Source organism: Sphingosinithalassobacter sp. CS137, from assembly GCF_014334115.1.
Taxonomy (GTDB): Bacteria; Pseudomonadota; Alphaproteobacteria; order Sphingomonadales; family Sphingomonadaceae; genus Sphingomonas.
The window spans coordinates 2,936,793-2,955,529 of sequence record NZ_CP060494.1 but is presented as its reverse complement, the minus strand read 5'-3'; the positions used below and the strand labels follow the sequence as shown (position 1 = coordinate 2,955,529).

The following is an 18,737-nucleotide window of genomic DNA, read 5'->3' as shown; positions in this document are numbered from 1 at the left end:
CGGGGGTCAAGCAAATCTCAGCGCCGCTTGCCCTTGTGGCGGATGTTGGCGGGGCGCCCGCGCCGCTTGATCTCCCGTTTGGGGCCGCCGCGGCTGCGCTTGCCGCTGGCGTCTCCGCTGCCCGAGCCCTTTCCGTCCGGAAGCTCGAAGCGCAGCGCACCCGAAACCGGATTGGCCTCGACCAGCCGGAGCTCCAGCCGCTGGCCCAGCGCGAATTGCTCGCCGCTGTCCTCGCCCACCAGGCGCTGCCCCGCCTCGTCCCAGCGGAAGTATTCGCGGCCCAGATCGCGCGCGGGCACCAGCCCGTCGCCGCCGATCCCGTCCACCGTGGCGAAGAAGCCGAAGCTCTGCACGCCGGTGATCCGCGTTTCCATCACTTCGCCCACGCGCTCGGCAAGATAGGCCGCGACATAGCGGTCCACCGTGTCGCGCTCGGCCTCCATCGCGCGCCGCTCCAGCTGGCTGATCGTCTCGCCGATCCGCTCCATGCCGGCGGCCTCCTCGGCGGTAAGCCCGCCCGGCCCCAGCCGATAGGCGTCGACCAGCGCGCGATGGACGATCAGATCCGAATAGCGCCGGATCGGCGACGTGAAATGCGCATAGCTTCCCAGCGCGAGTCCGAAATGGCCGTGGTTCTGTGGCCCATAATAGGCTTGCGTCTGGGTCCGCAGCACCTGGGTCATCACTTCCTGGCGGAAGTCCGCCTCGCCGACACGCTCCAGAATGCGGTTGAACGTCTCGGGCCGGATCACCTGCCCCAGCGCGAACTCGACGTCGAAGGTCTTCAGATAATCCTTGAGCGCGACCAGCTTCTCCCGGCTGGGCGGCTCGTGGATGCGATACATCACCGGAGCCTTCTTCGCCTCAAGCGCCTTGGCGGCAGCGACGTTGGCGGCGATCATATAGTCTTCGATCAGCTTGTGCGCGTCGAGGCGCTCGCGCGGCGCGACCGAGAGAATGCGCCCCTTCTCGTCGAGCACGATTCGCCGCTCGGGCAAGTCGAGGTCGAGCGGATTGCGCTTCTCGCGCGCCTTGTAGAGCGCCTGCCAACACTCCCACAGCGGGCGCAGCGCCGCCTCGAGGAGTTCGGGCGCGACTGCATCCTCCTCTCCGTCGATCGCCGCCTGGGCGTCCTCATAGGCGATGTTCGCGGCGACGCGGATCACCGCGCGGCTGAACCGCCAACCTTTCAAAGTGCCGTTCTTCGCGACCTGAAGATGGCAGGCGAGCGCCGCCCGGTCGACGCCCTGCTTCAGCGAACACACCTCCGCCGACAGCTCCTCCGGCAGCATCGGCACGACTCGATCGGGGAAATAGACGCTGTTGCCGCGGCGCTTTGCTTCCTTGTCGAGCAACGATCCCGGCCGCACATAGAAGCTGACATCGGCGATGGCGACGATCGCCTTCCATCCGCCCTTGTTCTCGGGATCGTCGTCCGCGCTCGCCCAGACGGCATCGTCATGGTCGCGCGCGTCGGCAGGATCGATCGCGACGATCGGCAGGTCCCGCAGATCCTCGCGCCCCACGCCCAGCGGCTGCTTCGCCGCGCGCGTCGCCTCGGCAAGCAGCTCTTCGGAGAAAACGTGCGGAATGCCGTGCTTGTGAATCGCGATCAGCGAGAAGCTGCGCGGTTCGAACGGGTCGCCCAGCCGCTCGACGATCTTCGCAGTGAGGCGCGGCGGTCGTCCGGACTTTTCCGCGAGCACCAGATCGCCGACCTCGGCCTCGCCGCGATCGGAAACCGGGAAGTCGCGCCGCTCCTTCTTCTCGACACCCTGCAGCCAATATTTGCCGCCTTCCTCGTGCAGCACGCCCAGCATCAGCTCCTCGCCGCGCTGGAGCTTCTTCATCGGATGCGCGATCCAGCCGTTGCCGGCCTCTTCGGTGCGCGCGAGGATGCGATCGCCCGGCCCGAGCGCCGATCGCTTGCCGCGCTCCTTCACGCGCAGCCGAGGCACGGGAACGCCTTCGGCCTCCCACCGCTCCGGCACTGCCCACACCGCGTCGCCGTCGGCATCCACGACTCGCAACACCGTCACCTTGGGTACCCCGCCCATCTTGTGGAAGGCGCGTCCGGGGGCGCTGTCGATCAGTCCCTCGTCGCTCATGTCCTTGAGCAATGCCTTCAGCGCGATCTTGTCGGGACCGCGCAGCGCGAAGGCGCGCGCGATCTCGCGCTTGCCCGCAGGCTGGTCGGAGCTTTCGATGAAATCGAGGATCTGCTGCCGGGAAGGCAGCCCTGGGCGCTTGGGCATCGTCACCTGATAGGGAAGAGAGAAGGCATCGTCACGGGGAACCCGCACCCGCTCCCGAGGTTGCAACGCCATGGCCGATACCGAAACAGCAGCGGCGCTGCTCACATTATGCCTCCAGGACCTGCGCGCAGGCGAGGAAATGCTCGCCGTGCGGCTGCCCGGCATCGCCGCGGCGGCGTCAGCGCCCGCGCTGCTGGCGCAGCTGGCTGAGGAAGCGGGCGACGCGGCAGCGCATGCCCGCGAGCTCGAAGCAACCGGTCGCGCGGCGGGTGGTCCAGACAATATCTGGATGCAGGGCATCCTCGACGATGCCGAGCGCGACACTCGGAGCATCGCGAAGGGCGCGCTCCTCGACACCGCGATGATCGGCGCCGTGCGCAAGGCCAAGGCGGCGAAGCTCGTTTCCTATGAAACCGCGATTGCGCTCGCCGGCCAGCTGGACGAACCGGAGCTAGGCCGCCTCGTCGAGCGGCTGCGCAACGTGGAGCGCAGCGGGGACACGCGGCTCGCCGAGTTGCTGGGACCGAGCGTGAAGCGGACCTCGCGGATTTAGGGATTCGCGCAACGCGCCTCAGCCGCTACGAACGAACATATGATTTACGACCTGCTCGTCGTCGGCGGTGGTATCAACGGCTGCGCGATCGCACGCGAGGCCGCTCTCAATGGCCTTTCGGTGCTGCTCGTCGAAAAGGATGATCTGGCGAGCCACACCTCGTCGGCTTCCACCAAGCTGATCCACGGCGGGCTCCGCTATCTCGAACACTATGAGTTCCGTCTGGTGCGGGAAGCACTGCACGAACGCGAGCGGCTGTTGAAGGCGGCACCACATCTGATCCGGCCGATGGCCTTCGTGCTGCCGCACCGGCACGCTCTTCGGCCGCGGCTGATGGTGCGCGCAGGCCTCCTTCTCTACGATCTGCTGGCGGGACGCACGGCGCTGCCGCGCTCTCGCCGGTTGCGGGGGAAAGACCGCACCTATCGCGCGCCGCTCGGGCGTCACGAGGGCGGCTTCGTCTACTCGGACGCCTTTGTCGATGATGCCCGGCTGACGCTCGCCAATGCGATCGACGCGGCCGGAAACGGAGCGGAAATCGCCACGCGCAACGAGCTGCTGTCGGCGGAGCGTGTGGGGGATCTGTGGCACGCGACGCTATCCGACGGCCGGACAGTGCGCGCGCGCGCTATGGTCAACGCCGCCGGGCCGTGGGTGCGTCACCTGCTCGACCGGCTGAACGTTGCCACCCGGTCTGGCGTGCGGCTGGTGAAGGGGAGCCACATCCTCGTTCCGCGGCACTATTCTGGCGACCACGCCTATATCCTCCAGCAACCCGACCGCCGTATCGTGTTCGCCATTCCCTATGAGCGGGACTTCACCATGATCGGCACCACCGATGTGCCGGTCGAGCGGCCGGAGGATGCCGCCTGCTCCGACGCGGAAGTCGACTATCTCTGCGAGGCGGCGAGCCGCTATTTCCTCGCCGGCATCGCGCCCGAGGATGTTCTGTACCGATGGTCCGGCGTCCGTGCGCTGCACGATGACGGCGCCGACGATCCGCAAAGCGTGACGCGCGACTATCTGCTCGAAGTCGATGCCGAGGGGCCGCCCGTACTTTCGGTCTTCGGCGGCAAGATCACCACCGCTCGCGCGCTCGCCGAGGAGGCGGTGGCGCAACTTGGCGCTGCCCTAAGCGTCGCGACCCAGCCAAAGACGCGCGAGCGCCGCTTTCCCGGAGCCGCTCCCTACCCCTTTCCCCGGATGCTGCACGCGACGCTCCTCTACTGGCCGTTTCTAGGGGAACCGCGAGCACGGCGCATGACCGCGGCCTATGGCGGCGCGCTCGGCGAGATGCTGTCGGATGTTCACAATGCGGCACAAATGGGCGCCGACCTGGGCGGCGGCCTCACTGAGCTGGAAGTGCGCTGGATGCGTGATCGCGAATGGGCGCGCACCACCGAAGACGTGCTGTGGCGACGCAGCAAGCTGGGACTGCATCTTGGCCCCGAGGCAGTGGCGCGCGTCGCGGCTTGCCTTCGCGACGCGCCTCCCCTTGCCCGAGCGGCTCAATAAGCGCGCGCGATCAGGATCCGCTCGACGGCAGGCTTGCCAGTGAAGATGCAGGTGCCGTCGACAGGATCGCACACCGCGGGCACGTTGCGCGCAGTGAGCTTGAGCGCCTTGAGCCGCTCGACGACCTGATCTAGCTCGGCGCCGGTGGGCCGCGCCCATTGGACTTCGACCCAGCCGGGATAGCGCGCATCCTCGGCGAAGAATTTCTCGAGTTCGGCGAATTCCGTCACGTCGCGGCGGATATTGGCGTCGCGCTTCGCCTTGGCCTCGTCGTACAACGCCTGCTGGATCGCCTCGAGCAGCTCGGTCGCCTGGCCGAGAAAGTCGTCGCGCGAGATGATCGCGCTGTCGAGCTTCCCGTCCTCGCGATAGAGCCGGTCGCGCCGGATCATCGAAACATTGCCGCCCGCCACGTCGCGCCCGCCGACCTCGAGCACCAGCGGCGCACCTTTCTTGAGCCATCCCCAGCGCTTGGTCGCAGACTTGGCCGGTCGCGTATCGACCAGCAGCCGCACCGGCTCGCCGAAGACGCTTTCCTGGAGCAGTGCCTGCTGGATGTCGCGGCAATAGTGGAGGATCGAGGCATCCTCGTGATTGTCGCGCAGCATCGGCACGATCACGATCTGCCACGGCGCTAGGCGCGGCGGCACGCGCAGACCGTCATCATCGCCATGCGTCATGATGAGTCCGCCGATCATCCGAGTCGACATGCCCCAGCTGATCGTCTGGGCGGGCACGAAAGTGCCCTCTTCGTTCTGATAGCGAATGTTCTGGGCAGCCGAGAAAGTGGTGCCCAGAAAGTGCGAGGTGCCTGCCTGCAACGCCTTGCCGTCCTGCATCATCGCTTCGATCGACCAGGTTTCGACGGCGCCGGGAAACCGCTCATGCTCCGGCTTCTCGCCGGCGATCACCGGAATCGCGGCGCAATCCTCGGCAAAGCTGCGATAGAGCTCGAGCGCGCGGCGCGTCTGCGTGCGCGCCTGTTCCTCGGTGGCATAGGCGGCATGGCCCTCCTGCCACAGGAACTCGGTGGTGCGCAGGAACATGCGCGTGCGCATTTCCCAGCGGACGACATTGGCCCATTGATTGATCTGCACCGGCAGGTCGCGCCAGCTCTGGATCCAGCGGGAGAAGGCGGCGCCGATCACCGTTTCCGATGTCGGCCGCACGACCAGCGGCTCTTCCAGCTTCGCCTCGGGATCGGGGATCAGGCCGCCCTTGCCGTCGCTCACCAGCCGATGATGAGTCACCACCGCCATTTCCTTGGCAAAGCCCTCGACATGGTCGGCCTCGCGCTCGAAATAGCTGAGCGGGATGAACAGCGGAAAATAGCAATTGTCGTAACCGAGCGCCTTGATGCGATCGTCGAGCAGCCGCTGCATCCGTTCCCAGATGCCATAGCCCCACGGCCGCATGACCATCGAGCCGCGCACGCCGCTCTCCTCGGCCATGTCCGCCTCGGCGATCACCGCCTGATACCATTGCGCGAAATCCGCCTCGCGCGTGACGGGGAGTGCGTGCTTGACCATTTTCGCGCGATAGCGACAAGCGGCCCCGACGCAAAGCCCGTCCGTACATGCCGCCGCAGTTGTCGTCCGCGGATCACACGCCTAACGCGCGCTTGTGAACGCACCAGCCACCGATCGCGTCCTGAAGGGACTGGCGCTTCGGCTTTTCGCCATCCTGTGCCTGGCGACGATGTCGGCCCTCGTGAAGCTGGTCGAAGCGCGCGGAGCCGCGCTGCCCGAAACGATGTTCTTCCGGCAGCTATGCGCGCTGCCGCTTGTGCTGGGGTGGCTTGCGCTCGGCCAGGGCGTGGGAGCGGTGCGGACGCAGCGGATCGGGGCGCACCTGCTCCGCACTGGGGTCGGCCTGCTGGGCATGGTCGCCACGTTCGGGGCGTTGATCCTGCTGCCGCTGGCCGAAGCGACGACTCTGTCCTTCACGGTGCCGATCTTCGCCACGATCCTCGGCGCACTCGTGCTCAAGGAGCCGACCGGCTGGCCACGCTGGACGGCAGTGCTCGTCGGCTTCGGCGGCGTGCTGATCGTGGCGCAGCCGGGAAGCGGGCATTTTCCGCTCGTCGGCGCACTGGTCGGACTCACTTCGGCGTTTCTGATCGCGGTGATCTCCATCCTGCTGCGCCAGATCGGGCGCACCGAAAGCGCCGGCACCACCGTCTTCTGGTTCTCGCTGCTGTCGCTGCCGCCGCTCGGCATCGTCTATCTTTTCTTCGCGCAGCCGCATGACTCGCTCACCTGGACGATCCTGGTGGCCATCGGCCTGATCGGCGGCACCGGCCAGCTCGCGCTGACCGGGGCGCTGCGGTATGCACCGGTCAGCGCGGCTGTTCCGATGGATTATTCCAGCCTGCTCTGGGCGACGCTCTACGGCTGGCTCTTCTTCGGCGTGTGGCCGACCTCCTACACCTGGATCGGCGCGCCGATCATCATCGGCAGCGGCCTGACGATCGCGTGGCGCGAGCATCGCCGCCAGCGGCTTGCCAGTCGATCCGCCGCAAGCGTGACTCAACGCGCCGAGTTGTAAGAAGCGAGCGCGCTGTGGGGCCGTGGCTCAACGCGCGCCGGTCGAGCGCGCTTCGCTCCTCGCCGGAGGATGCGGGTTCGATTTCTGCCAATCACTGGCGGCGATACACCAACGTCAGATTATTTGCCGGCATCGGCACGATCGGCGTCCGGCGCAGCTCGTGCGACGCGGCCGCCGCATCGACATCCTCGACGAAGCGGAGCCCCCATCGCGCATCGCGCGCCTTGAGCGAAGCATCGAAGGCTTCGTTCGAGGGGGCCGTGACTTCACCCCGCTGCCGATAGGGGCCGTAGAGGATCAGCGGAGCGCCCGCAGCGAGCAAACGGCCGGCATGCGCCATCAGCCCCAGCGTCGCCTCCCACGGGCTGATGTGAACCATGTTGATGCACAATATCGCATCGCCCGCCACGTCGCCTGGCCATGCCTCCGCCGCGTCGAGCGCCAGCGGCGGCGCGACGGTCCCGATACCTTCGCACCAGGCGGCGATCGAGCCGCGCGCATCGGCGTCCGGGTCGCTCGGCTGCCAGCGCAGCTCGGGGAAACGGCGGGCGAACCAGGCACAATGCTCGCCGGTACCGCTGGCAACTTCCAAGATGCGGCCTCGCTCCGGGAGTTCGGCAGCGAGCACTTCGGCGATTGCTTCCCGGTTTCGCGCAGTCGCAGGCGCGTGGCGTGCGCCCGGGGGCAGCTCCGGCGCAATCATGCCACCGCCATTGCGAAATGGCGCCATTCTGCGCATCGTGCCGTCGCTAGGCGGGAGGAGGTCGCATGAGGGACATTGATCATGACAGCGCGGGAATACGCTTCCCGCCGCCGCTCGTCTATCTGGGCGCGCTGCTGCTCGGACTTGCATTCGGCGCTGCAGTGGGGCGGCCGCCCGTCCCGCTCGACAGCGATCTGACCTATCCGATCGGCGCCTTTCTCATGATCGGCGGCTTTGCGATTCTGCTCACGGCGAGCGGCCTCTTCCGCAAGGCCGGTACGGAGATGAAGCCGTGGAAGTCCTCGTCGGCGCTCGTCACCGAGGGCGTCTATCGCTGGACGCGCAACCCCATGTACCTGGGCATGGCGCTTGCCTATGCGGGTATCGCGCTCATGCTCGACAGCCTGATCGCGCTGCTGCTGCTGATCCCGGTGGTGCTGGTGATCCAGACCAAGGTAATCGAGCCTGAGGAAGCCTATATGGAGCGCCGATTCGGCGACGCGTATCGCGCCTATCGCAGCGTCGTTCGCCGCTGGTTCTAACGCGGGCAATCGCCCTTCAAACAAGAAAAGGCAGCGACCGTGACCAGTCGCTGCCTTCCAAACGCATCTTGTGCGCCGACAGATTACGGGCTGTCGGGTTCGTCTTCGTCGTCGAATACGACTTCGTCGAGGAACAGATAGCCGATCGCACCTGCAGCAGCGACAATCGCAACGGTGTAGATCGCACCCTCACCGCCGAACTGGTCGCTCGCGGAGTCGGCGGACGACGAAGCGCGCACCTGCGACGTGACCGAAAGCGAAGCGGCCGAGTTGGCGCCGGCAACTGCCGGAGCTGCCATCAGGGCGACGGACGTCGCAGCCGCGATGGATTTGAACAAACGCATTTTCTTCTCCCTTGCCCCTTTGGACCCTTGAGACATACAGCTTCTGAAAGTGAAATCAACGGCTCCGTGTCGCAGTGGAAAGTCCGCCATCCTATTCCGCGGCGTCAGCGACCGGCAGTTCTTTCCATACCAGTACCGGCTTGCGTGCAGCCAAGGTCTCGTCGAGCCGCCGGCGCGGCGCAAAATGCGGCGCCGACTTGAGACGTTCGTCGCCGGATTTGGCCCGTTCGGCTACCGACCGAAGCGCCCCGATGAACTGATCCAGCGCGGCTCGCGATTCGGTTTCGGTCGGCTCCACCAGCATCGCGCCATGCACCACCAGCGGGAAGTACATGGTCATAGGGTGATAGCCTTCGTCGATCAGTGCCTTGGCGATGTCGAGCGTCGTGAAGCCATCGGCCAGGCCCGCGTCGGAGAACAGCGCTTCGTGCATGCACGGGCCACTGCCGCCGAACGGTGCCTCGAGCACGTCTTCCAGGCTGCGGAGGACATAATTGGCGTTGAGCACCGCATCCTCGGCCACTTGGCGCAGACCATCGGCGCCGTGACTGAGGATGTAGGAAAGCGCTCGGGTGAACATTCCCATCTGGCCGTGGAAAGCCGTCATCCGGCCGAAGCTGTCGCCGTGATGCTCCTCGGCCGTCTCTTCCTCGACGATCCGGAAACTGCCGTCGGCGGCCTTCTCCACGAAGGGCAGCGGCGCGTAGGGTGACAGCGCCTCGGAGAACACGACCGGCCCGGAGCCTGGTCCGCCACCGCCGTGCGGCGTGGAAAAGGTCTTGTGCAGATTGATATGCATCGCGTCGATGCCGAGATCGCCCGGCCGCACCCGACCGACGATCGCGTTGAAATTGGCACCGTCGCAATAGACGAACCCGCCTGCAGCATGCACCGCGTCGGAAATCGCCTTCATGTCGCGCTCGAACAATCCGCAGGTGTTCGGATTGGTGATCATCACGCCCGCGACATCGGGCCCGAGCCGCGCCTCCAGCGCTTTCAGGTCGACGCGCCCCTCGGCAGTCGCGGGAATATCCTCGACCGTGAAGCCCGCGAACGCGGCCGTCGCCGGATTCGTCCCGTGCGCGCTTTCAGGCACGAGGATCACCTTGCGGCTGTCGCCCCGCGCATCAAGCGCCGCGCGGATCGCGAGGATGCCGCACAATTCGCCATGCGCGCCTGCCTTCGGGCTCATCGCCACCGAGTGCATGCCGGTAAGCGTCACGAGCCAGTGCGCCAGTTCATGAATGAGTTCGAGCGCGCCCTGAACAGTATCGATCGGGGCAAGCGGATGAACATCGGCAAAGCCCGGCAGCCGCGCCAGCCGCTCGTTGAGCCGCGGATTATGCTTCATCGTGCACGAACCCAGCGGGAACAGGCCCAGGTCGATCGCATAGTTCTGGCGGCTGAGGCGCGTATAATGGCGCACCGTCTCCGGCTCCGACAGCCCCGGCAGACCGATCTCCGAACGCCGCTCCAGCCCCCCCAGCCGGCTCTCATGCGCGGCCGGAGGATCGATGTCGACGCCCGTGGTGTCGGCGCCCCCGATCTCGAAGATCAGCGGCTCCTCGAGCATCAGCGCCCGATTGCCGGTGAAAGTCTCACCGTCAGGCGCGCCCGCCTCACCCATGGTCGGCTTCCAGCCGCTCTGGTTGATCGTCATGCCAGTACCTCCTGGAGGCCGCTCGCGAGCGCCTCGATGTCCTCGTAGGTCACGGTTTCGGTAACGGCGACGACCAGCCCGTTCGCCAGCGCTTTGGTCTCCGGGAAGAGCCTGCCCAGCGACACACCGGCAAGAATCCCGCGGTCGGCGAGCGCGCGCACCACCGGTCGTGCTTCGCGCGGGAGCTTCACCGTGAATTCGTTGAAGAAGGAATCGTTCACCAACTCGACACCGCGCACCTTCGCGAGCCGATCCGCCGCCGAACAGGCGCGCGCATGGTTCGCCGCCGCAAGCTGCCGCAGTCCCTTTTCGCCCAGCAGCGTCATGTGCGCCGTCCAGGCGAGCGCGCAGAGCACCGAGCTGGTGCAGATGTTCGACGTCGCCTTCTCGCGCCGAATGTGCTGCTCGCGCGTCGAGAGCGTCAGCACGAAGCCGCGCTTGCCCTCCGCGTCCACCGTCTCGCCGGTGAGCCGTCCCGGCATCTGCCGCACCAGCTTCTCCGAACACGCGAACAGACCGACATAGGGTCCGCCGAATTGCAGGCCGACGCCGATCGACTGGCCCTCGCCTACGACGATGTCCGCACCCATCTCGCCGGGCGACGTAAGCGCCCCCAGCGCGACCGGCTCGGTGACCACCGCCACCAGCAGCGCCTTTTTGGCGTGGCAGGCATCGGCAAGCGCGGAAAGGTCGCCGATGCGGCCCAGAATGTCAGGATATTGCACCACCACGCAGGAGGTATCGTCGTCGATCCGATCGATCAGCGATTCGATGTCCGACCGTGCGGCCAATTCCGGCGCGGCTGTCTCCAACATGTCGCCAGTGAACTTCGCCATTGTCTCGCAGACCGAGACGTAGTGCGGATGGAGGCCCGACGAGAGAATCGCCTTGCCGCGCTTCGTCACGCGGCGCGCCATGCCGATCGCTTCCCAGCAAGCCGTCGATCCGTCGTACATGGATGCGTTCGCCACGTCGCAGCCGAAAAGGCGCGCGACCTGAGTCTGGAACTCGAACAGCATCTGCAGAGTGCCCTGCGCGATTTCCGGCTGGTAGGGCGTATAGCTCGTCAGGAACTCGCCGCGCTGGATCAGGTGATCGACGCTCGCAGGAACATGGTGGCGATAGGCGCCGGCACCGAGGAAGAAGGGCGCGTCGCCGGCCGCGAGATTCTTTGCCGCCAGCTTCGAAAGGTGCCGCTCGACGGCGATTTCGCTCGCACGGTTCGGCAGGCCCTCGATCGGCCCGCTCAGGCGCGCATGCTCGGGCACGTCGATGAAGAGCTCGTCGATCGAAGCGGCGCCGACACGGGCGAGCATCGCCTGCCGGTCGCCGTCGGTAAGGGGTAGATAGCGCATTCGATTTCCTTCTCCCCTCCCGCGCGGGAAGGAGTCTGTCGCCCATTACACGATCGCAAAGGCAGCAAGGGAGCGCACACCGTCGCCCCGGCCCCACCCGCCAGCGGGGAGGAGCGCTCAAAGCCCCGCGACGAATTCCTTGTACGCCGCCTCGTCCATCAGTTCGCTCAGCTGGCTGGGGTGCATCAGGTTCAGCTTGAAGAACCATCCCGCGCCTTCGGGGTCCGAATTGACCAGGCTGGGATCGTCGGCCAACGCGGCATTGCCTTCGGTGACCGTTCCGGAGACCGGGGAGTACACGTCGCTCGCCGCCTTCACGCTCTCCACCACTGCGGCTTCGTCGCCTTTGGCGAACTCGCGGCCGGCATCGGGCACTTCGACGAAGACGATGTCACCGAGCTGGTGCTGCGCATAATCGGTGATGCCAACCGTCGCGACCTGGTTCTCGACTTCGATCCACTCATGTTCCTGGGTGTAATAGCGGCTCATCGCATCAGCCTTTCTTGCGGACATAACGGTGGGGGACGAAGGGCATCGGCACGACCTCCGCCCGGTGGATCTTGCCGCGCTGGGCAAGCGTGATCTGCGTTCCCGGCTCTGCGAGAGCGGCGGGGACATAGGCCATGGCGATCGGCTTCTGAACGCTGGGGGCGAACCCGCCCGACGTCACCTTGCCCACTTCGGCGCCGTCGGCGTCGACCACCATCGCACCTTCGCGCACCGGCTGGCGCCCCTCGACGATCAGCCCGACCCGCTTCGCAATCGGCCCCTCTTCGCGCTCTCGCAGGATCCGTTCGGCGCCGGGGAAGCCGCCTTCCTCGCGCCGACGCTTCGACAGCGCGAAGCCGAGATCGGCAGCGATCGGCGTCGTATCGTCGTCAAGGTCGTGGCCATAGAGCGGCAGCCCGGCTTCGAGCCGTAGCGAATCGCGCGCGCCCAGCCCGATCGGCTCCACTTCCGGCTCGGCGCACAACGCCTCGGCCAGCGCCTCCACTCGATCCGCCGGAACCGAAATCTCGAAACCGTCTTCGCCGGTATAGCCGGAGCGGCTGATCCAGAGCGCCGCTCCGTTCCAGCCGAACGCACCGGCCGTCATGAAAACCAGTTCCTCGACGCCGGACACCAGCCGCGCCAGCGCGGTGACCGCCTTCGGCCCCTGCAGCGCGAGCAGCGCGCGCTCTTCCATGTGGTTGATCGTGACTGCGTCGGGCAGCCCGTCGCGCAACACGCCGAGATCGTCCCACTTGGTCGCCCCGTTCACGACCATGTAGAAGCCCGGCTCGCCGAACGGGTTCTCGGCCGGCAGGCGCGTGATCATCAGATCGTCGTGAATGCCGCCGTTTTCCGCAAGCAGCAGCGAATAGCGCATCCGGCCTTCGCCGAGCGCCTTGAGCTCGCCCGGCAGCAGCGTTTCGAGCGCCGCGTCGACCGCATCGCCGGTGAAGAGCAGCTGCCCCATATGGCTGACGTCAAACAGGCCCGCGTGCTCGCGTACCCACAGATGCTCGGCCATGATGCCTTCGTACTGAACCGGCATCGAATAGCCCGCGAACGGGACCATCCGCCCGCCCCGGCCGCGATGCCACGCATTGAGCGGCAGCGTCGCGGGGCCGACATCCTCGCCGCCCTCGGGAGCACCGGACATCTCGGTGCCGCGTGCCTGATAATCGTCGGTAGGACCGTTGTGGACTTCTCGGCTCATGAATCGGCTCCGATGCAGTTGGTCGCGATGGTCCCGCCGTTGCCGGCCCTTCCATCACCCCCTCTGTCACGGAACCTGAGAGCTTTCGCCGCGGTTCCCCCCGCGGCTTACCCCTTCGGTGGAGCCGGGCCGAAACCGGGCTCGCTTTCCAGAGTGTCATGCGCCGCGCGGTCCGGTCTGCCTGAGAGATTCCGGGGCGGTTGCTCCTTCGGCGGTGTCGGACGATCGCTCGCCTGCCACACTCTCCCGCGCGTGCCTGAGTGGTTGCCCACCCTCGACGCGTCCTGATTGGCGCGCCGCAGCGATCGAGTCAATCGCGCCGCGGTTCAGCGCGTCGCGTTATAGCGTAGCTGCTCGTCGGTGAGCTGGAATCCGACGAGCGTCTCGAACGTCGCGGAAAGCACCGCTTGGCGCACCGAGGGATCGGTGAGCGGATCGATCGCAGCCTGTTCTTCGCCGGGGCGGCGGCGCTCCGTCAGCCGGTCCCGAACGTCGTCCGGCAGCGTCGCGGCGGCACGGCCGATCGTGGTGGTTCCCCGCCCCGTCGAGGACGCGCGGATCTCGCCCGGCGCGAAATTCAGGGTGACTTGATCGACGCGCTTGGCGACAACCGAAGTCCCGCCGCGCACGATGGTGACGAAATAGGGCAGAGTCACGGTGCGTGCGCCCGTCGCTTCGCTTCGCCGGCCGAGCACGTCGAAGGTCACTTCGGTGACGATCTGGTCGCCGGCCTGGGTGCACGTCGATTGGACGTTGGTGATCACCGCAGTGACGTCGATCGCGCTCGCTTCGCGGCTGTCGGCGGGGTCGAACAATGTGATGTCGCCGGTGCCGGCAGGCACGCCCACCGTCGGGCAAGCGGACCGCACTGCGGCGATTCCGCCTTCGGCGATGTCGCCCGCACGCGTGCAGCCCGTGGCGAGCGCGAGGAGAAGAACGGGTGCGGCGAACTTGCGAAGCGGCACGGGACAGACCACCTTTCGACAAAGGAACGGGCCGCTCAAGCGAAACGCTGACCGGCCCGGATACGGAGCGCACCATAGGAACCGCCTTTCGCCCGTGCAAGCAATCGCGTAGAGGCCGCCCCAGATGACCGATCACTTCAAACCCGCCCTCGACCTGCTGATCGCGGCGCCGCGCGGCTTCTGTGCCGGCGTCGATCGCGCCATCCGCATCGTCGAACTCGCGATCGAGAAATATGGCGCGCCGGTCTATGTCCGGCACGAGATCGTCCACAACAAATATGTGGTCGACACGCTGAAGGCGAAGGGGGCGATCTTCGTCGCCGAACTCGATCAGGTTCCCGATGACGTGCCGGTGGTCTTCTCCGCGCACGGAGTGCCCAAGGCAGTGCCGGCCAAGGCAGCCGAGCGCGGCCTCTCCTATCTCGACGCCACTTGCCCGCTGGTTTCCAAAGTGCACCGCCAGGCCGAGCGGCTGGTGAACCAGGGGCGGCATATCCTGTTCATCGGCCACGCCGGCCACCCCGAAGTGGTCGGTACGTTCGGCCAGGTTCCCGAAGGATCGATGACGCTCGTCGAAACCGTCGAGGACGCCGAGCAGGTCACGGTGGCCGATCCGGACAATCTCGCCTTCCTGACGCAGACGACGCTTTCGGTCGACGATACCGCCGCCGTTCTCGCCAAGCTGCGCGAACGCTTCCCGACGATCCTCGCGCCTGGCGCCGACGACATCTGCTATGCGACGTCGAACCGCCAGGGAGCGGTGAAGGCGATCGCGGAGGCGGTCGATCTCATGCTCGTGATCGGCGCCCCGAATTCGTCCAATTCGAAGCGGCTCGTCGAGGTCGCGGTGCGCAACGGCACTTGCGCGACGCTGATCCAGCGCGCCACAGAGATCGATTTCGACTGGTTCGACGGCGTCCGCACCGTCGGCATCACGGCGGGCGCTTCGGCGCCGGAGATCCTCGTCCGCGAAGTGATCGATCATCTCGCCACGCGCTTCGCCGTGACCGAGCGCGAGGTCGAGCTGGTCGAGGAAAAGGTGGCGTTCAAGCTGCCGCGCGGTCTCGAAGCCGCCTAGTGGCCGTCTATACGCAGGTTTCGGCCGAAGCGCTCGCGCGCTTCCTGAGCGGCTTCGACGTGGGCGATCTCGTCTCCGCCAAGGGGATCGCCGAGGGAGTCGAGAACTCCAACTATCTGGTCGACACGACCAGGAGCCGCTTCATCCTGACGCTCTACGAAAAGCGCGTATCGGCGGAAGACCTGCCCTTCTTCATGGCGCTGCTCGATCATCTCGCCGATCGCGACCTGCCGGTGCCGCCGGCGGTGCCCGACCGCAACGGCCGGGTAATCCACGAGCTGGAAGGCCGCCCGGCGTGCCTCATTCAGTTTCTTTCCGGCGTTTCGGTTTCGCACCCCACCCCGGCGCAGGCACAGGCGGCGGCGCGCGCGATGGGAAGGATGCACCGCGCGCTGACCGATTTTTCCGGCGAGCGCCCGAACAGTCTCGGCCCGGCGGCTTGGAAGCCGCTCTTCGAACGCTGCGGTCGCGATCTCGATGCCATCGCGCCGGGGCTCTATGCGGCGGCGGGAGCGGCGGTGGACGAAGTGCTGGCGCGCTGGCCGCATGAGCTCGACCGGGCGGCGATCCATGCTGACCTGTTCCCCGATAACGTCCTCATGCTCGGCGATCGAGTCACGGGACTGATCGACTTCTACTTCGCGTGCACCGAAGTCCGGGCCTATGACCTGGCCGTGATGCATGGCGCCTGGGCATTCGACGCTGCGGGAACGCGCTATGCCGCCGAAATCGGCGAAGCGCTGATGACCGGCTATGCCGACAGCCACGGCCTTACTCCTGCCGAGCGCAAGGCGATGCCCGTGCTCGCGGCCGGCGCCGCGATCCGCTTCTTTCTGACCCGCGCCTGGGACTGGCTGAACACGCCGGCCGATGCGCTGGTCACGCGCAAGGATCCGCTCGCCTGTTGGAACCGCTATCGCTTCTACGCCGATGCCGGCGAGACGCTGTTCCTGTGACCACGCTTCCCCATGTCGAGATCGCGACCGACGGCGCGTGCAAGGGCAATCCCGGGCGCGGCGGCTGGGGCGTCGTGCTGCGCGCCAACGGGACCGAGAAGGAACTCTCGGGTGGCGAGGCACACACCACCAACAACCGCATGGAGCTGATGGCCGCGATCGAGGGGCTGAAGGCACTGAAGAAGCCGTGCCGGGTGACGCTCTCCACCGACAGCAAATATGTCATGGACGGGCTCACCAAGTGGATTCACGGCTGGCAGCGCAACGGCTGGAAAACCGCATCGAAGCAGCCGGTGAAGAACGCCGATCTGTGGCAGGAGCTGCTTGCCGCCGCTCGCCCGCATCAGATCCAGTGGGAATGGGTCAAGGGGCATGCCGGCCATCCCGACAACGAGCGCGCCGACAAGCTGGCGAGCGACGCCGCGCTTGCCGCACGATAGGCGCAACCCGTTTCGGCCCTCGCCGGCGACAGCACCCTCCGCGATGACGACTGTCGGATCGACGGCTTCGGCCGCCCCGCTCGCGCCCTAGCCGAACCGCCGCGGCGAATAGACCCCCGGATCGATGCCCGCCACCGCCGCTTCCGGGGTGCGCCCCAGCAGCAGCGCCGCCGCCAGCTTCGCTGCGGCGGGCGCGGTCTGGATACCGAACCCGCCCTGTCCCGCGCACCAGAAAAAGCCCGGTATTTTCGCATCGAAGCCATAAACGGGCAGCCGATCGGGCGCAAAGCTGCGCAGCCCCGCCCATTTGTGCTCCAGCGCCGACACGCGCCAGTCAACGGCGTGCTCGAACCGATCGATCGCCGTCGCCACGTCGATCTCCTCGGGTGCGGCATCGACCGGCGGAGTCTCGATTTCGTCGTGCGGGCTCAGCCACAGCCGCCCGCCCGCCTCGGGCTTGAAATAGAAACTACCGGTGAGATGCGCGACATGCGGCAGATCGGGCGGCGGCGCAGGATCGGTGCGTAGCTGCACCATGGTGCGGCGATAGGCGGTGATGCCGAGCGGCGCCGCGCCGGCGATCCGCGCGACCGGATCGGCCCAGGCGCCGGCCGCGTTCACCAGCACCTCCGCCTCGATATCGCCGCTCCGGCTTTGCAGTAGCCAGCGTCCGTCCACGCGTCGCGCCGCTTCTAGCCCGGACGACAGCCGAAGCTCGGCGCCTGCCTGCCGCGCGGTCTTCAGAAAGGCCGCGTGGAGCCCGGCGACGTCGATATAGTTGCAGCTCGGCTCCCACACGCCCAGCGACCAGCCATCGCGCAGCCCCGGAACGCGCGTGCGCGGATCGACTGATTCCAGCGCAACGCCGCTGCCGTCGAACTCGGCGAGAAATGCGTCCACTGCGGCGCCTTCGTCCGCGCGGGCAATGTGCAGCGATCCCAGTGCCTCGACATGCTCGCGCAGGAATGGCCCCGAGGCGGTCGTCAGCGGCTGGACATGCGGCCCGCCATAGGTTTCGGACCAATAGGCCGCCGAACGCCCGGTCGCGTGATAGCCCGGCCGATCCTCCGCCTCCAGCAGCAGCACCCGCGCGTGCGGCACCAGTTCCGCCGCCAGGCTGGCGCCGGCGATTCCGGCGCCGACGATCGCGACGTCGGTTCGGATCAACGCTGCTGGGCTCGTGCCGAGAGGAACAGATCGATTTCGCCGATCGCGCGATTGCGCACCTTGTCGACTTCGCGCAGGATTTCGTGCGCGCTCTCCTTGCCGAACCGCACCACCCGCGCGTCCGGCAGCTTCGCGAGCGTCGTGTGCGCGGCTTTTGCGTCGACCAGCTGATCGGCATCCGCGACAAGGCCGAGCACCGGCACACGCATTTCCTTCAGCTTCGGGTTCCGGCGCAGCTCGCGCATCGAACGAAACGCCTCGATCACCCAACGCCAGCTCGGCGGGCCGGTGAGAAGCGCCGAATCGGACTGTTGCCAGAACAGCTCGTCCTCATAGCGCGTGCGGTCGTGCGTCAGCAGCTGTTCGCGCGTCTCGGTGGTGTGCGGCTTTTCATTGCCCTTCCACGCCGGGCGCGCCGAATTGCCGACTCCGCCCAGCAGTTTTGCCACCCGCTCGGCCAGGAACGGCGGGACGATGCTCCGCACCCCCAGCATCGGCGCGATCAGCACGGCCGCGTCGGGCCGGATGATGCCTTCGACGAGCCCGCGGAGCAGCAGATGCCCGCCCATCGAATGACCCATCACCACATGCGGTCCCGGTGTCGCCGCCTGCCATTCCTTCGCGAAGGTTTCGAAATCGGCGATGAAATGGTCGAAATCGTCGATATGCCCGCAATTCGGGTGATCGGTGAGTCGGCCCGATCCGCCCTGGCCGCGCCAGTCGAAGGACGTGACCGTCCATCCCTGGCGATGCCAGTGCTCGAAAGTCTCGAGATATTTCTCGAACAGATCGCCACGCCCGGTGAGAAAGAGAATCGAGCCACGCGGCTGTGAGCTCTCGGCCGGCCATGCGAAAGCACGCAGTTCCCAGCCGTCCGCCGCGGGCCAGCGGGTTACGCGGGCGCCATTCGGAATGGCGCGGCGATCGAAAGAAGCATCCGTCATCCCGCGTGGTT

18 protein-coding genes and 1 riboswitch are annotated in these 18,737 nt (G+C 66.8%); of the genes, 7 read left to right on the top strand and 11 right to left on the bottom strand.

Annotated features, from left to right (window positions below):
• Positions 1–17: 17 nt before the first annotated feature.
• Positions 18–2,255, bottom strand: a complete 2,238-nt coding sequence (gene rnr, locus H7V21_RS14510) for a ribonuclease R (RefSeq protein WP_188054413.1) — start codon at positions 2,253–2,255, stop codon at positions 18–20.
• A gap of 70 nt (positions 2,256–2,325) precedes the next feature.
• Between rnr and H7V21_RS14505 the strand changes: the two genes are divergently transcribed.
• A complete protein-coding gene (locus tag H7V21_RS14505) occupies positions 2,326–2,808 on the top strand; it encodes a DUF892 family protein (RefSeq protein WP_188054412.1) in 483 nt (160 codons plus the stop codon).
• A gap of 39 nt (positions 2,809–2,847) precedes the next feature.
• Complete coding sequence (gene glpD / locus H7V21_RS14500; protein WP_188054411.1) at positions 2,848–4,323, top strand: glycerol-3-phosphate dehydrogenase; 1,476 nt, start codon at positions 2,848–2,850, stop codon at positions 4,321–4,323.
• On the opposite strand, the gene H7V21_RS14495 is transcribed toward glpD, so the two are convergent.
• Positions 4,317–5,852 (bottom strand): aminoacyl--tRNA ligase-related protein, encoded by a 1,536-nt coding sequence (locus H7V21_RS14495; RefSeq protein ID WP_188054410.1) that lies wholly within the window; start codon positions 5,850–5,852, stop codon positions 4,317–4,319. The genes glpD and H7V21_RS14495 overlap by 7 nt on opposite strands.
• A 94-nt stretch (positions 5,853–5,946) precedes the next feature.
• On the opposite strand from H7V21_RS14495, the gene H7V21_RS14490 reads away from it, so the two are divergent.
• Positions 5,947–6,870, top strand: a complete 924-nt coding sequence (locus tag H7V21_RS14490) for a DMT family transporter (RefSeq protein WP_188054409.1) — start codon at positions 5,947–5,949, stop codon at positions 6,868–6,870.
• A 91-nt stretch (positions 6,871–6,961) separates the two neighbouring features.
• Here the strand turns inward: H7V21_RS14490 and H7V21_RS14485 are convergent, their stop codons facing one another.
• Positions 6,962–7,573 (bottom strand): DUF938 domain-containing protein, encoded by a 612-nt coding sequence (locus H7V21_RS14485; protein WP_188054408.1) that lies wholly within the window; start codon positions 7,571–7,573, stop codon positions 6,962–6,964.
• A 65-nt stretch (positions 7,574–7,638) separates the two neighbouring features.
• Between H7V21_RS14485 and H7V21_RS14480 the strand changes: the two genes are divergently transcribed.
• Positions 7,639–8,115 (top strand): methyltransferase family protein, encoded by a 477-nt coding sequence (locus H7V21_RS14480; protein ID WP_188054407.1) that lies wholly within the window; start codon positions 7,639–7,641, stop codon positions 8,113–8,115.
• A gap of 83 nt (positions 8,116–8,198) precedes the next feature.
• On the opposite strand, the gene H7V21_RS14475 is transcribed toward H7V21_RS14480, so the two are convergent.
• The 6 genes from H7V21_RS14475 to H7V21_RS14450 all read right to left on the bottom strand — a co-directional run bounded on the left by H7V21_RS14475 (position 8,199) and on the right by H7V21_RS14450 (position 14,141).
• Positions 8,199–8,459, bottom strand: a complete 261-nt coding sequence (locus H7V21_RS14475) for a hypothetical protein (protein WP_188054406.1) — start codon at positions 8,457–8,459, stop codon at positions 8,199–8,201.
• A 91-nt stretch (positions 8,460–8,550) separates the two neighbouring features.
• Positions 8,551–10,119, bottom strand: coding sequence for an aminomethyl-transferring glycine dehydrogenase subunit GcvPB (gcvPB, locus tag H7V21_RS14470; RefSeq protein ID WP_188054405.1), 1,569 nt, complete (start codon positions 10,117–10,119; stop codon positions 8,551–8,553).
• Positions 10,116–11,474: an aminomethyl-transferring glycine dehydrogenase subunit GcvPA gene (gene gcvPA / locus H7V21_RS14465; RefSeq protein WP_188054404.1), complete on the bottom strand. Its 1,359-nt coding sequence runs from the start codon at positions 11,472–11,474 to the stop codon at positions 10,116–10,118. The genes gcvPB and gcvPA overlap by 4 nt, the downstream gene beginning before the upstream one ends.
• Before the next feature lie 117 nt (positions 11,475–11,591).
• Entirely contained in the window at positions 11,592–11,963 is a 372-nt protein-coding gene (gene gcvH / locus H7V21_RS14460) for a glycine cleavage system protein GcvH (RefSeq protein ID WP_188054403.1), read from the bottom strand.
• A gap of 4 nt (positions 11,964–11,967) precedes the next feature.
• Complete coding sequence (gene gcvT / locus H7V21_RS14455; RefSeq protein ID WP_188056581.1) at positions 11,968–13,119, bottom strand: glycine cleavage system aminomethyltransferase GcvT; 1,152 nt, start codon at positions 13,117–13,119, stop codon at positions 11,968–11,970.
• Between the two features lie 215 nt (positions 13,120–13,334).
• Positions 13,335–13,435, bottom strand: a riboswitch (glycine riboswitch).
• Positions 13,436–13,502: 67 nt separating this feature from the next.
• Positions 13,503–14,141, bottom strand: coding sequence for a hypothetical protein (locus H7V21_RS14450; RefSeq protein ID WP_188054402.1), 639 nt, complete (start codon positions 14,139–14,141; stop codon positions 13,503–13,505).
• Positions 14,142–14,265: 124 nt separating this feature from the next.
• On the opposite strand from H7V21_RS14450, the gene ispH reads away from it, so the two are divergent.
• The 3 genes from ispH to rnhA are packed head-to-tail and all read left to right on the top strand — an operon-like array spanning position 14,266 to position 16,615.
• A complete protein-coding gene (gene ispH / locus H7V21_RS14445) occupies positions 14,266–15,219 on the top strand; it encodes a 4-hydroxy-3-methylbut-2-enyl diphosphate reductase (RefSeq protein WP_188054401.1) in 954 nt (317 codons plus the stop codon).
• Positions 15,219–16,175 (top strand): homoserine kinase, encoded by a 957-nt coding sequence (gene thrB, locus H7V21_RS14440; protein ID WP_188054400.1) that lies wholly within the window; start codon positions 15,219–15,221, stop codon positions 16,173–16,175. Before ispH ends, thrB begins: the two co-directional genes overlap by 1 nt.
• Positions 16,172–16,615, top strand: a complete 444-nt coding sequence (gene rnhA, locus H7V21_RS14435; protein WP_188054399.1) for a ribonuclease HI — start codon at positions 16,172–16,174, stop codon at positions 16,613–16,615. The genes thrB and rnhA overlap by 4 nt, the downstream gene beginning before the upstream one ends.
• Positions 16,616–16,702: 87 nt before the next feature.
• On the opposite strand, the gene H7V21_RS14430 is transcribed toward rnhA, so the two are convergent.
• A complete protein-coding gene (locus tag H7V21_RS14430; RefSeq protein ID WP_262503899.1) occupies positions 16,703–17,782 on the bottom strand; it encodes an NAD(P)/FAD-dependent oxidoreductase in 1,080 nt (359 codons plus the stop codon).
• Positions 17,779–18,726 (bottom strand): alpha/beta fold hydrolase, encoded by a 948-nt coding sequence (locus H7V21_RS14425; protein ID WP_188054398.1) that lies wholly within the window; start codon positions 18,724–18,726, stop codon positions 17,779–17,781. Before H7V21_RS14425 ends, H7V21_RS14430 begins: the two co-directional genes overlap by 4 nt.
• Positions 18,727–18,737 lie beyond the last annotated feature (11 nt).